Annotated in this window: 12 protein-coding genes; 4 read left to right on the plus strand and 8 right to left on the minus strand. The window is 30.2% G+C overall.

Annotated elements, in window-relative coordinates; all coding sequences use genetic code 11:
• Positions 1-51 precede the first annotated feature (51 nt).
• The 4 genes from Anndu_RS11715 to Anndu_RS11730 all read right to left on the minus strand — a co-directional run bounded on the left by Anndu_RS11715 (position 52) and on the right by Anndu_RS11730 (position 4835).
• A complete protein-coding gene (locus tag Anndu_RS11715; protein WP_464101373.1) occupies positions 52-2337 on the minus strand; it encodes a tetratricopeptide repeat protein in 2286 nt (761 codons plus the stop codon).
• A gap of 453 nt (positions 2338-2790) precedes the next feature.
• Positions 2791-3135: a hypothetical protein gene (locus Anndu_RS11720; protein ID WP_464101374.1), complete on the minus strand. Its 345-nt coding sequence runs from the start codon at positions 3133-3135 to the stop codon at positions 2791-2793.
• Complete coding sequence (locus tag Anndu_RS11725; protein ID WP_464101375.1) at positions 3132-3389, minus strand: hypothetical protein; 258 nt, start codon at positions 3387-3389, stop codon at positions 3132-3134. The genes Anndu_RS11720 and Anndu_RS11725 overlap by 4 nt, the downstream gene beginning before the upstream one ends.
• 135 nt (positions 3390-3524) lie before the next feature.
• Complete coding sequence (locus Anndu_RS11730; RefSeq protein ID WP_464101376.1) at positions 3525-4835, minus strand: hypothetical protein; 1311 nt, start codon at positions 4833-4835, stop codon at positions 3525-3527.
• Positions 4836-4842: 7 nt separating this feature from the next.
• Between Anndu_RS11730 and Anndu_RS11735 the strand changes: the two genes are divergently transcribed.
• Positions 4843-5397: a DciA family protein gene (locus Anndu_RS11735; protein WP_464101377.1), complete on the plus strand. Its 555-nt coding sequence runs from the start codon at positions 4843-4845 to the stop codon at positions 5395-5397.
• A gap of 394 nt (positions 5398-5791) precedes the next feature.
• Positions 5792-6124: a hypothetical protein gene (locus Anndu_RS11740; protein WP_464101378.1), complete on the plus strand. Its 333-nt coding sequence runs from the start codon at positions 5792-5794 to the stop codon at positions 6122-6124.
• Positions 6125-6224: 100 nt separating this feature from the next.
• Here Anndu_RS11740 and Anndu_RS11745 read toward each other — a convergent pair whose 3' ends face one another.
• From Anndu_RS11745 to Anndu_RS11760, 4 genes are all read right to left on the minus strand, one after another.
• On the minus strand, positions 6225-7172 hold the full coding sequence (locus tag Anndu_RS11745) for an ABC transporter ATP-binding protein (protein WP_464101379.1): 948 nt from the start codon (positions 7170-7172) through the stop codon (positions 6225-6227).
• A 64-nt stretch (positions 7173-7236) separates the two neighbouring features.
• Positions 7237-7344, minus strand: coding sequence for a cytochrome b6-f complex subunit V (gene petG, locus Anndu_RS11750; RefSeq protein WP_464101380.1), 108 nt, complete (start codon positions 7342-7344; stop codon positions 7237-7239).
• Between the two features lie 41 nt (positions 7345-7385).
• Positions 7386-9176, minus strand: coding sequence for a signal peptide peptidase SppA (gene sppA, locus Anndu_RS11755; RefSeq protein ID WP_464101381.1), 1791 nt, complete (start codon positions 9174-9176; stop codon positions 7386-7388).
• 2 nt (positions 9177-9178) lie between these two features.
• Entirely contained in the window at positions 9179-10564 is a 1386-nt protein-coding gene (locus Anndu_RS11760; RefSeq protein ID WP_464101382.1) for a 2-succinylbenzoate--CoA ligase, read from the minus strand.
• 248 nt (positions 10565-10812) lie between these two features.
• Between Anndu_RS11760 and hflX the strand changes: the two genes are divergently transcribed.
• Together hflX and Anndu_RS11770 are read left to right on the plus strand one after the other, a co-directional pair.
• Entirely contained in the window at positions 10813-12504 is a 1692-nt protein-coding gene (gene hflX, locus Anndu_RS11765; protein ID WP_464104086.1) for a GTPase HflX, read from the plus strand.
• Positions 12505-12704: 200 nt separating this feature from the next.
• Positions 12705-13790, plus strand: a complete 1086-nt coding sequence (locus Anndu_RS11770; protein WP_464101383.1) for a hypothetical protein — start codon at positions 12705-12707, stop codon at positions 13788-13790.
• Positions 13791-13800 lie beyond the last annotated feature (10 nt).

Genomic DNA, 13800 nt, shown 5'->3' on the forward strand with positions numbered 1-13800 from the left:
GTTGATTAGAATATACAATTGTCAATGGATTTCTATGGTAAATGAATATCCTTAGATAATTTTGTTATCTATATCTAGTTGTTGTAAGATGCAAGGATATATTTCTTTAAACAATCTATTCTCAGGATAAATCATAACTGTCCTTTTTATATATTGTACACTTCTTTCAAATTCTCCTAAATCTTTTAATAGATTTTGATATTTAATTACCATATTACTATAATCCTTTAGTTTTTTAAACACCGCTAGATGAATAGGAAGAAGCATTCCTTGATCAGTTACTTCATAATTTTCTGTTCCTTTTTCGTACTTTTCTAATTCTTTTCCATATTTATTACTATAATCTAAAAATGATTTCATTTTTAAAAATTCTTGAATATGATCATCAATAGATTGAACTAGGTAATAATTATATTTAACTGGCGAATGATTGTTATAATTTTTTTCATAGACAGTTTTAATTTGCCTAAAATATTCTATTGCCTGATCGAAATCACACAGTTTTATAAAAAGATTATAAATACAAGTATAAATATTATTTATATCTGTTTGTGTTATTTCAGTTGAAGATTCGATATAATATTTGAGAGCATTTGAATAATCATTTATTTCCATAAAACAAATGGCAAGATTTTTTTTATAAATTTGGTTAAAATCCCCGTATTCTTCTAATACGCTAAGATAAGTTTTTGACGCTTCTTTATAGTTATTTAATTTCATCAAACAATTAGCTATCCCAAATTTAATATCTTTTTTTATATTATTTTGAGTATGAGAGGAAAATTCCAAAAAACTTATAGGAGGTATAACATAAGTTATACATTGAACTTCTTTTGGTAATGCTAAAGTCAATGATTCTTGATATAATTTTAATGCTTGATCATATTGTTCTAATTTCATATAACATCTAGCAATACAAGATTGAATATATCCATCTTCAGGATTTATGTCTATATTTAAACTCAAAATATATGAATTGTAGACACAAAATTTTTGGCAAAAAATACTTTTATTTAGTAAATCTTTATAAATCATTATTGATTCATTAAATTCCTTCATTTCTTCAAGAGTTTGAGCAATACAATACCTAATATATTGATTATTTGGATTTGCATTTAAAATTTTATTAAAGAGATCTAATGCCGTTTTTAATGCAATTTTCATTTGGACTGACATATTATTAGTGTGTTGAAAACATAATTGAGCTTGACAAATTAAAGCCTCTTCATAAAAAGGATTGATTTCTAGTGCTTTTTTGTAACATTCTATTGCCTCTTTCAAATACTTTTCTTTATTTTTTTCAAGATAAATTACTTCATCGTTATATTCGTCATATACTATATCTGTTTGTCCAGAAAATAACACAAAGCTCTTGCCAAGTAATAACCAAGTATATTCATTCTTAGTATTAATCTTTAAAGCTTTTTTATAACAATTTATATAATTAATATTATCAATATTATATCCACACATCTCAAAAGGTGTACCACATTCTTCTATAATAAATTCACTATAATAAAAAAAATAAAACAGAATATCTCCTAGATTTATCCAAATATTTTCATTGTCAATCTCCTTTTTATTCAGATTTTCATAGATCATAGATATTCTCTGATAATGATCTTTATATTCATCGTAATCTTTATTTTTTATTTCCATTTTTTTCAAACAATTCAAAATATGCTGATATATTTTTTCATGATTGTTATTAATTTCGACAACTTTGATAAAACTATTAATTGCTTTTTTATATCTTTTAATATTTACTAAATCAAGAGCATAATAATACCACATATTTTCGTCATCATTGATAATGTCTAATGCTTTCTCATGACTATAAGTTGCTTCTTTATGGCGTTTTAATACGCTTAAACAAAGAGCATGATAATGCCAAGCATAACCATTACAAGAATTTATAGCTAAAGCCTTTTCATAAGAATTTATAGATTCTTCATATTTATCTAAGTTAAATAAACAACAGGATCTAGTAAACCAAATTTTTTCGTTATTTTTATTAACGGCAATATATCTATCAAAACAATCAATTGCTTTTTTGTATTCTTGCATATATAAAAAGCAAAAGCCTTTATTTCCCCATAGAAAACATTTTTCATCTTTTTTTAGATCAATAGATACTTTTTGTAAATATGTATCAATAACATCAATTGCTAAATCATATCTTTGATGATTCATCAAATTTATGATCTCATCAAAAGTCTCATATCTTATCGCTTGTTTGTCTTGACTTTGTTGATAGTTTAAATATGTGCTTAACCCTGTTAGAGCAAGACGTAAAGTACCATCTAAAACGATTTTAAATAAAACTTCTTGAAACATTTTTATAACTAATAAAATTAAAATAAATTAACTAAATTGATTATATTCTTAATAAGTGTGTAGGGTGGACAATGCTTTTTAAATTTTGATTTTAAACCAATAAATTTTAAATTCATTACCCAGCTTATACAATATTATCATTTCATTGACGAAATAAGTTATTTGTGTTATATATTAAGTATAGTCAACTATTAAAGGATGTGGCAGACATAAAAAATATGACATCCCATTACCTGAAAAGGTCGAGGCAAGTCCGGTAAAGATGTTCTGAATACCAAAAAAATATTTTTTGGCGGAGACTCCTTAAGGAGTCTTTGTTATTTGTATTATTTATTTAAGGTGTAGGCAATTTTTTTCCTTTTAAAAGATTATAGGCAATAGTGAAAAAACTTACTTTTGAAAATCAATAGTTCATTCTGTTTAATCAGCAAAATAAAAACATTAATTTACCTTTTATTGACTAAAACAAATATCCCATAATTTATTTAAAACTTCCTCACCAAGATCATCATTTTCTAAACATGATAAATCAATGAGATTAGAAGCACTTAAAATAAAATTAGCCCATTTTTGTAAATAATCTGGTGCTATAGATAATCTTGAATATCCTGTTAAAATATCGCTTAAACTAGGGATAATCACAAAATTATCATCTTGTGAATTTAATTTAATTTTAACCTCTTGACCATTATTTTGATATTCAATACCGATACTTTCAAGCTCAGATAAACTTCTATCTGCCCTGATTATTTCTAATAATATTTGTTTGTAATCTATTTTAACATTGGTACTAATCATAAAATTATCTCCTTGCCTTGGCAATCAATATTAATAGTTTGATCATTAATTTTAAAAATAACATTATCCTGAATTTTATTGATTTCTATTTTAATTTTGACAATAATTTTGTCTAATTGTTGTGTAATATAAATTTGATAACTTTTAGTTGCTCTTTTAATAGTTCTTTTAGTAGAATCTAGCTGTTTTTTAGTAAGAGGTAAATTACTAACATACTGATAAGCTTCCTCTTTAGTATTAAAAATTTGTGACATTAATTATTTTACTTATCCTTTAATATAATTATTAATTAAGAGGTTGTAAAGTAGGCAATACTTTTTATATTTTAATTTAAACCAATAAATTTTAAATTTATTGCCCACCTTAAACAATATTAAGATTAAAATAATTTAACGATTTGCTAAAGTATAAACCGAAGCAGATAAACCCGATCGAGATAATTTCTGGATAAATTGTTCGGCTTCATTTTGATTATCAAAAGTCGCTATTTGGATTTTTTTCCCATCAGGAAAATCCCTGACAAAAGCATCTTTAACTACTTGACGCACTTGATCTAATGAATTATTCCCCGTAAAAGGAATTACTACTAAATATCTTTGATTAAGATTTTGATTAGTTGCTTGATCCGTTTTAAGATTAGGTGCGGGTGGTAAAGTGGGAACTTCAAAATTAGTTTGATTTTGAGGCCTTAAAGATGGTGGTAATAACACGCTGGCCAAATCTTCATTATTAGTTAAAACTGGTGCAGGGGGTGGGCTTGGCACAGTTTGACTTAAAGTTTGAGGGGGCGAATCAGTAGGAGTTTGGGGGTTGAGATTATTGACAGGTGGGGCTACAGGTGCTTTAATATTACTATCTAAAGTGCTTAAATTTTCTAACTGAATCGGTGTAAATTCTTCATTAGTTAAATTAATTCCTTTGGGTACAACTACAGTAGAATTAGATGTTAAATTATTGTTGTTTAAATTATCAGGTTGGGGGGGGGTTTGATTACCTAAAAATAAATTATTTAAACCTAAATAACTAAAGCTTTCAGGCGCTAAAATTACCGTACTTAATAAAGCACTACTCACAAATAATAATAGTAATGAACCTACCCCAAGGGGAGTAGTTAAATATTTGAAATAAGAGGTTTTTAATGACGAATTTTTATCAACTTTAAGATTAGTTTGATTTGTTTGTTTAACCGTGTTTTCTTCTTCCTGTAAAGACGCTAACAATTGTTCAGTAGACTTTAAATATTGATTAGGAATCTTATTTTCAACCTCAGCAACCGAGGCTTTTTCACCCTGTGGTTGATGAATTAAACTAGAAATTTGATCAAGGGAAATACGAGCAATAATTTTACTTTTAGAAGGTTGGGAACTTTCAAAATTAGGTAATTTAAGATCCCGTCCAATCTGAGTTTTTTCTTCTGAACCAGATTGTGTTAAATTAGGATCATTAGAATAGGAAATAGATGACAAAATAGCCTGATCTTGATCTAATTCTGAGTCAAGGGTCATTAATTCAGGAGTAGGCTGATTATTGCTCATTAAAGGTGTGGAAATGGCAGGAGCAACATAACTAGAATTAAGCGAACCTTCAGCCCTTTGTTTACGTCTTTTTTGACGGTATTTTTGCAATTCATTTTCTAATTGTAAATCAAGACTATTTAAAGCTTTTTTAAGAATAGGATTTAATGTATTAATTTGGTTCATAATTTTTATGTCTTTTCAAAATATTAATTTAATTTTAAAAAAAGTAATTGATCAACCCAGTTGGGAATTACAAAAACAATATTTTCACATTTTAAAACTTTGGCCAAATATTGTTTCTGGGAAAATTGCCAAAAATAGTAGACCACACCATCTTACTCCCGAAGTATTATGGATCGCCGTTTCCAGTTCAGTTTGGAGTCAAGAGCTTTCTTTACAGCGTTATTCTTTATTAAAAAAGCTCAATCCTCATCTTGACATAACTTTAACAGATCTACGCTTTTCTGTGGCTTTCTGGTATCAAAATTCTTCAACAATGGCAGAAAATCAGCAAAATTCGCCCTTAACGTCACATCCGAGTGTGATTAAAGTTGATCGGGCTATTTTTCGGGAAATTCCCCAAGGGAAAACCCCTTTAGAGGCTTTAGAAACTTGGCAACAGTCTTTAACGATCAGATCTCAAAATTTACCCCTTTGCCCCCACTGTCAACAAGCTACCCCTCAAGGAGAATTAGATCGTTGGCAAAAATGTTATTTATGTTTTATCAAAAACAATTCTTATTAATAAAAACTTTACGGTTTTGATCTCCCCTTGAGATTATTTTTCTGAAAAATTTTTGCTCTTAGGGGTTGCTTTTTTTTCCATTTTAGCGTAATCTATTGCCAGTTTTCTTAAAAATGGAATAGATTTTTATTTGATCCCCATTGCTTTAACACTCAAAAACATTATTTTTCGATACATTGCATTTTGACACACTATCAGATTTATCTCGAAATGTAGACTTATGTAAAGGAATGATAAGAGAATATAAAGATTTTATAAAATTACAAATCAAAAAAACAGGCTTCAAAGCTATATCTTGTCACGATTTTAACCTATTTTAGTAAAAATCAAGTCAAGACAAAATAGGATTAATAATAGAATTTAATAAAAAAAATCTTTTTTAGAGACTAAGCCCATGAAAACCACAAATTGTTTAACCTCTGCTTGTCGGTATTGCCGCTTTTATAATCCCGAAGGACGTAGGGGCGGGGCGTGTGAACAGCTTGGAGTTCCCGTTGAAGCCAGTTGGAAGGCTTGTTCCTTAGCTTTACCTCCTTTTACTTCGGCTTGGGAAAGTCTGGAAGAAATTATGTTATTAGAAAGTGCTTATCATTTAGACTCTGCCACCAATTCTAAATCACAAAGTAATACAATTAAGGCGACACAAGCTAAAGCTAATTTTTCCAGAGCCAATTATTCTAAATTAAATCCTAAATATTTTAATCAAGAAGTTGTTTCCGTTTCTTAGTCTCAATTGGTTGTAAAACTTAGAAAATAGGAAATAGTAATAATAATTAAGTTGATTTAAGGTAGGAGTGAGCGCAAGTTCACCCCTACGAAATTCACTTTTAATCTGGTTTAATTTGTTGAATAAAAAATTCTTCGAGGGACATTTGTGCTAATTTTAGACTAATTAATTGGGCATTCATTAAACGCAATGTAGCAATAAATTCTTGATGATCTCCTTTTAAAATTCCTGTCCAATCTTCATCATTTGGAGTTAAATTTTCAATCCATCTTTCTAATACTTGATAGTCTCCTCCCCTCACTGTAACATGATAGGTTTCACTTGAGCCTAAAAGTTGTTTGAGTGAACCCACACAAAGTAATTCTCCTTTATTTAAAATGGCAATGCGATCGCAAATTTGTTCCACATCGGCCAAAATATGGGAGTTAAAAAAGATGGTTTTACCCTGTTCTTTTAAAGATAAAATAATCTCTCGAACTTGATAACGGCCGGTGGGATCAAGCCCTGACATTGGCTCATCAAAAAAAACCACCTCTGGATCATTAATTAAAGCTTGAGCCATGCCGATGCGTTGTAACATTCCCTTAGAATATTGTCTTAATTGCTTCTTTTTGGCGGTTTTTTGGTCAATACCCACTAAATTTAATAATTCGGGAATGCGTTTATTTTTAACCTCTTTAGGTAGTTGAAATAGGCCGGCCGTAAAATCTAAAAATTCCCAAGCCGTTAAATAATCGTAAAAATAAGCATTTTCCGGTAAATAGCCTAAACGCTGTTTGATCTGGCGATCGCCCAAAGGACGACCCATCACCGTGGCCTTACCCGAAGAAGGGCGAATAATACCTAATAAAATTTTTAATAAAGTAGTTTTTCCTGCTCCATTCGGGCCTAATAAACCAAAAGTTTCTCCCCCTTCTACTCTGAGGGAAAAATTTTGCAAAGAAGTTAATTTTTGATTAAGAAAAAAACCTGTACGATAGACTTTACTTAGATTCCACGTCTCAACCATTGCAGGATTTTCTGGTAATTGTTCGGTAGTTGTATTCATTAGGTAAACACTTTTTATTATTAGATAGATCGTAGAGACGTATGATCATACGTCTCTACAGAAATTAAAACTGGCTACCTCTTTGATATTGAAGATAGGCCGCTACAAATAAACCAGCTAAAGTAACAGGAATTAAACCCATTACCATTCCTAATAAAATCGGTTCAATCACGATGATAACTCCTATAAAATGAATTGTTCTATTTTAGCAGATTATTCTACTCGAAAATCATAGGGCAAAATCGCATAAATACCTTTTGGATCATTTAATCTTTGTAAAAAACTTAAATCCTCTTTAATTTTTAACCATTCTTTGGTCATCGGATTTAATTGATTTTTTACATTTTCTCCTAATAATTGCTCTAAAATTTCTTCTTCTAAAGTTTTGGGGATGGGATATTCTTTTAATGACCAGTCATCCCCTAAATTAGCTTTTTTGACCCCGTAGGCGATCGCATCGTTTAAGCCCCCGATCTCATCTACTAGACCGATTTTCTTGCCATCAAGCCCCGACCAGACCCGCCCTTGGGCAATTTGATTAACTTTTTCTTTGTTTAATTTCCGTGATTTGGCTACTTTATCTAAAAATAAATCATAAACCTCATTAACTGAACGCTGATAAATTTTTAATTCCTGTGGAGTTTTTGGCCGTGCCATCGTATCAATATCGGCGAAAGTGCCTGTTTTGACTACATCCCAAGTAATCCCATTATTAGTAGAAATAGTTTGGAGATTAGGTAAAATGCCAAAAACACCAATTGATCCGGTAATGGTAGTATCCTCTGCAAAAATATACGTTCCGGCCGTTGAGATCCAATAGCCACCTGAAGCGGCCACATCGCCCATTGAAACGATCACAGGCATTTTTTTACTCAATAAAGCCACCTCACGCCAGATCACATCGGAGGCCGTCACACTGCCCCCCGGACTATTGACTCTTAAAACTACGGCCTTGATCGTTTGATCATTCCTCACTTCCCGTAAAGTCTGCGCTAAACTATCACCCCCGATGGTGTTAAGATCACCTTGACCGTCCACAATTTCACCTTGGGCATAAACTAAAGCAATTTGATTTTTTGAATCAACTATTTTTTGATCAGTCTGGGGCAAATTAAGATATTGATCTAAAGAAATTTCAGGAATATTATCAGTTTCATCTTTAATTTCTGTCATTTTTCTTAATTCGGTTAAAGCTTGATCATAATAACCAATTTGATCAACTAAACCATTATTTAAGGCTTCTTGAGGATTAATAATTCCCTGATTATTGACCCATTGATTTAATTTTTGAGGAGAAGTTTTACGACTTTTACTAATAGTTTGAGTGAGATCATTCCACAGATCATTTAATAATTCTTGAGTTTGTAAACGATTTTCTGGACTAAAATTTTTTCTGGTTAAAGGCTCAACGGCTGACTTATAATTTCCTACTTTAATAATTTGCATACCTATGCCATATTTTTGTAAAGCTCCTGTTAAAAACATTTCAGGCATAGCTAAACCATTCATTTCAATTAAACCAATAGGATTCAAAATTAATTGATTGGCAATAGATATTAAATAATATTCATTTTCGGAAACATTAAGATCATAAGCAATAATTGGTTTCCCTGATGTTTTAAATTTTTCTAAAGCTTTTCTTAACTCTTTTAAAGTTGCAAAACCATAGTCTGCATAATTACCATTTGCTTGTAAAAATAAACCAACAATTTTATCATCACTGGCGGCATTTTCAAGGCCATCAATCACTTGACGTAATGATAAACTATTAGGTAAATTACCGAGCAAAGTATCTTCTACACTAGCCCTATTTTGTTGATCTAAAATCATAGTTGATAAATCAAAAACCAAGACTGATTTATCTTCAATTTTAACAGTTTCTTGACTTGAAAAAATAGCAATTAATAAACCAATAAATGTGATTAAACCTAAGCAACTTAATAAACCAATTCCGATTAAGCTACCTAGAGCGCTCACAAAAGTATCTCTTAAAAATTTACGCATAATTAATTATTTGTTATTTGTTTGATGAATAAATTTAACTGTTCATAATTAATTTTACCCTGAGCATTACGAGGAATTTGATCCACAGAAAACCACAATTTAGGATGTTTAAAAGAAGCCAATTTTGATTTAATAGCCTCTTTAATCATTATATCAGAAATTTGGTTATTTATAGGGACATAAATTGCCGTTACAACTTGCCCCCATTTTTGTTCAGCTATTCCCATAATACAAATATCTTTAACTAAATCAGTGCTTAAAATCAAATTTTCCACTTCAATGGGATCAACATTTTCTCCACCTGTAATAATTTTACGGCTATTTCTACCTATTATATATAAATAATGATTTTGATCAAAATACCCTAAATCGTCAGTAATTAAATATTTTTGATCTGTTAATATATTTGGATAATAACCTAAGCATAAAGATTGACTTTTAATGGTAATAATGCCTGTTTTATTATAACTTAAAATTTCATGTTTTTCACTAAAAATTTCAATTTGACTATGACTTAAAACTTTTCCATTACTGTTATTTCCTTTTAAAAATTCTTCGGGTTTTAAAGCAACAATATTAGAGGCGGTTTCGGTCATTCCGTAAACTAAAGCTAGATTTATATTATATTTTCTTGCTCGATCTAATAACTGATCCCAAGGTTTAGCTCCCCCTAATAAAATCATTCTAAAATTGGCTAAATATTGGGGATTTTGCTCTAATAAATATTGTAATTGGGTAGGCACAAGGGAAAGCAAAAAATCCTCTTGATTAAAATTAGGAAAAATACCTTGTTTAAAATCATTATAATTGATAAAATAAAAAGAACCGTTAGTAATAAAACTTCTAATTAATTGCATTAAACCACTAACATGATATAAAGGTAATAAACAACAAGAATTAATACGATTTAAGTTAAAATAATTAGCAAAAGCATCAACGGAATTAGTTAAAGTTTCCCATGTATGAATTGTAAATTTAATTTTGCCAGAAGTGCCTCCAGTTGGTATCATAATTAAACTTTCTTTTGTGTTAAAATCTGTTGTTATGTCAGACTTTTGATTTATTAAATAGTGATATTTAAAATCACCGATAATTAAATCAGGTTGGAATAAATTAAAAACTCCTTGCCATTCGGCCTCTTGCCATTGAGTATTTCCTAAAAATAAATGACATTTAGCTGATATTGCGGCCAAAAATGTGGGGATAAAATTTAAAAAATTTTGTTCAACAATAAGAATGTTTAAGGGTGAATATTTTTGTTTTAAATTAAGAAATTTTTGAGTAAGTTTGATGGTATAATCAGTTAAATAATTTAATTGTTTTTGGTCAACATTTATTAGCCAATGATTTTGATTTAATTGTTGTAATTTTTCGAGAATTTGATCCATTGTAATTATTAATTATGAGCCAATAATTATTATATCATAATCAATCACGCTTAAAAAATATGGGGTGGGCAATGTTTTAAAATGTTTAATTTTTACTAATAGATGATTTTAACCCTTGAATATTAAAAAAAAGCAATCTATCTTTGGCTTTCCCAAAAAAAATAGACGCTTCCACGCAAATTAAAAGTATTTGATCTCTATAATTTGAGTATAATATTATTAGTAAATTGAAAAATTGAGGTAAGCTTATCGAAACTATCTACGGCAACCTGAAAGGGTTAAAAACTAATCAAATTAAACAACTAGAGCGTTTGTATCATCAAAGGATTGACAGCGATCGCTTGACAACGGTTGAGTTTGCCCAAAGACTGGGGGCGATCACCACAGAAATTAATCAGCCTGTCACCGTTTATCTTAACCGCAGGGGGCAAGTTATTCGAGTAGGAGTAGGCTCACTTAGAGAAACTCAGATTCCTCTGTTAGAGTTACCTCGGTACGGTTCTGAGCGTTTATCAGGGATTCGTTGTTTAACTACTCAGTTAACTCATCATACTCCGAAAGAATCTTGTTTAACTTCTATGACTTTACAGAGGCTCGATGCTTTAGTGGTATTTACCCTCACTGGACAAGGTTTAACCAGAAAGGGAGGCGGAGCGACTGGTTATATTAAAGAGTCTTATCTGTGTCATTTATTGCCACAATCTGAGTTTAATATCAAAAATGAACATTATTGGACAGTTTTACCAGCTCAAAATTTAGAAACCTTAGCTCAACAAGATTTTATTGATTTTGTAGAAAATTTAGAAGATGAATTTCAACGGGAGTTTATCGCCCAAAATGTAGATTTAGAGCATGATCGGGTTATTTTAGTCGGTTTATTAACTAATGCTCCGAATACTCAACAATTTGAGGATAGAATGACAGAATTAGCTCGTTTAGTTGATACGGCAGGGGGTGAAGTCTTAGCTAATCTGATTCAACAAAGGCCAAGGGCTGATTCTCAAACCGTTGTCGGTTCGGGAAAAGTTGAAGAAATAGCTCTGAAAGTACAAACATTAGGAGCGAATTTAGTAGTATTTGATCGAGAATTATCCCCAACTCAAGTGCGAAATTTAGAGAGACAAATCGGAGTTAGAGTAATAGATCGAACTGAGTTAATACTAGATATTTTTGCCCAAAGAGCGCAATCTCAAGCCGGAAAATTACAAGTAGAATTAGCACAATTAGAGTATAGTCTTCCTCATTTAACCGGAAAAGGTGAGGCTATGTCCCGTTTAGGAGGTGGAATCGGTACAAGAGGCCCTGGAGAAACAAAATTAGAAACAGAAAGAAGGGCAATTCAAAGAAAAATAACTAAATTACAAAAAGAGGTTAATCAGTTACAATCCCATCGTTCTCGGTTAAGACAACAGAGACAAAAGCAGGAAATTCCGAGTATTGCGATTGTAGGATATACAAATGCAGGTAAATCAACTCTTTTAAATGCCTTAACCAATGCAGAGGTTTATGTGGCTGATCAGTTATTTGCTACCCTTGATCCTACCACTCGTAAAGTCGCCGTCATTGATCCGCTAACGGAAGCCACTCAAACCATTTTATTAACGGATACGGTGGGTTTTATCCATGAGTTACCCCCTTCCCTTGTAGATGCTTTTCGAGCGACTTTAGAGGAGGTGACGGAAGCCGATGGTTTATTACATTTAGTGGATCTTTCCCATCCCGCATGGGAAAGTCAAATTAATTCAGTAGAGAAAATTTTAGAGGAAATTTCCTTTACTTTGCCTTTAATTCTCTTAGCATTTAATAAAATTGATCAGGTAGATCAAGAAATATTAGAATATGCTAAAATTAATTATCCCAATGCCGTTTTTCTGTCAGCTTTTAAACGATTTGGTTTAGAAACTTTAAGACAAAGATTAAGTCAATTAATTAAATTATAGTTAATAATTATAAGGGAAAGTCTTGGATTTTCTTTACTCCATCTTTTTCAGATTATAAAATCAATATGATTTAATAGATGCTAAATCAAAAATAGGAGAGAATTTAACAAATATTGAATCCCTTAAGATTAACTGTTATAATCTTACTAAAAAAACTAAAAACTTGATTTTTTATTCTTTATTATCATTTTAACTTAAATATGTTTAATCTCAAATTATTCAAAAAAATCTTGCTCTTTTTTCTCTTGCCTCTGATTGGTTTATTAATTATTAATACCTATGCTCAAGCTCAATTAAATGATCAACAAATTGCTAATAATTGTATTTATCATGAAGAAATTTATCAAGATTTAGATTCAGAAAATTTAAAAGATGAATTAGAAACTAATGGCATTATTGGTAATATTCATGGGGCGGTTTCTGATTATAATTTATTTGTTTTATCCGTTAGAAATCCTCAAAACTTTTTCGATCATCGAGAATTTTCTTTAGTTTCTGATCGTCAAGAAATTACCGATCAATTAGCTACTTTAAAACGTCATGATCAAGTGTGTATTCAAGGGCGTTTTTTAAGAAATCCTAGCCCTCAAAAACATATTTTAATTAAAAATCTTACTATCCAAGAAAGTTATAATAATGGAGTTAATCTTGATCCCTATCAAAGAGATGTTAATTTACCTCAAGAAATAATCGAAAATACCAGTTTTATTGGTAAAGTTCATATTGTTAATAATGAGGGAGAAATTTTAGTGGTAGAATATAAAGATTTAGTAATTCCTGTTTATGTAAAAGCTCCAGAATTAACTAAAGATTTATATAGGGGTGATATTATAAAATTACATTATACTATTCAATCTAAACCGCAAAAACCAACTCATTTAAGATTAAATTTAAGGGAAGAAAATCCCATTGAAATTATTGATAGTTTAAAAAATTGGCACAGTCAAGAAAAAACTTTAACAGGTAAATTGGTGCAGTTTCCAAAAAGCCCTCAAGTTAAATTTGATGTCTATGCTTTGGAAATAGAAACCGACAATATTAAGCGTTATTTTACCTTAGTTAATTTTCAAAATCCTGAAGAATTTATCAAAATCAGAGAAAAGTTAAGTCAAATTTGGAATAATCATCAAGATACAATTATCTCAGGCAGAAATATGTTAATTAATCCCGATCTAATTATGACAGCAACAGGTATCATAAATGTGGAATCTCCTCAACAAGCTAACCCTCAAATTTTATTAGAAAATAGTGATTATATTAGACTTTTTACGCAAGTCAATTCATAAAATTAGTCAT

The organism is Annamia dubia NIES-4383 (genome assembly GCF_055394725.1).

Bases quoted from the DNA above. Each gene is read 5' to 3' on its own strand.
- Anndu_RS11715 (WP_464101373.1), bottom strand. From the start codon at position 2,337: ATGTTTCAAGAAGTTTTATTTAAAATCGTTTTAGATGGTACTTTACGT.
- Anndu_RS11720 (WP_464101374.1), bottom strand. From the start codon at position 3,135: ATGATTAGTACCAATGTTAAAATAGATTACAAACAAATATTATTAGAA.
- Anndu_RS11725 (WP_464101375.1), bottom strand. From the start codon at position 3,389: ATGTCACAAATTTTTAATACTAAAGAGGAAGCTTATCAGTATGTTAGT.
- Anndu_RS11730 (WP_464101376.1), bottom strand. From the start codon at position 4,835: ATGAACCAAATTAATACATTAAATCCTATTCTTAAAAAAGCTTTAAAT.
- Anndu_RS11735 (WP_464101377.1), top strand. From the start codon at position 4,843: ATGTCTTTTCAAAATATTAATTTAATTTTAAAAAAAGTAATTGATCAA.
- Anndu_RS11740 (WP_464101378.1), top strand. From the start codon at position 5,792: ATGAAAACCACAAATTGTTTAACCTCTGCTTGTCGGTATTGCCGCTTT.
- Anndu_RS11745 (WP_464101379.1), bottom strand. From the start codon at position 7,172: ATGAATACAACTACCGAACAATTACCAGAAAATCCTGCAATGGTTGAG.
- sppA (WP_464101381.1), bottom strand. From the start codon at position 9,176: ATGCGTAAATTTTTAAGAGATACTTTTGTGAGCGCTCTAGGTAGCTTA.
- Anndu_RS11760 (WP_464101382.1), bottom strand. From the start codon at position 10,564: ATGGATCAAATTCTCGAAAAATTACAACAATTAAATCAAAATCATTGG.
- Anndu_RS11770 (WP_464101383.1), top strand. From the start codon at position 12,705: ATGTTTAATCTCAAATTATTCAAAAAAATCTTGCTCTTTTTTCTCTTG.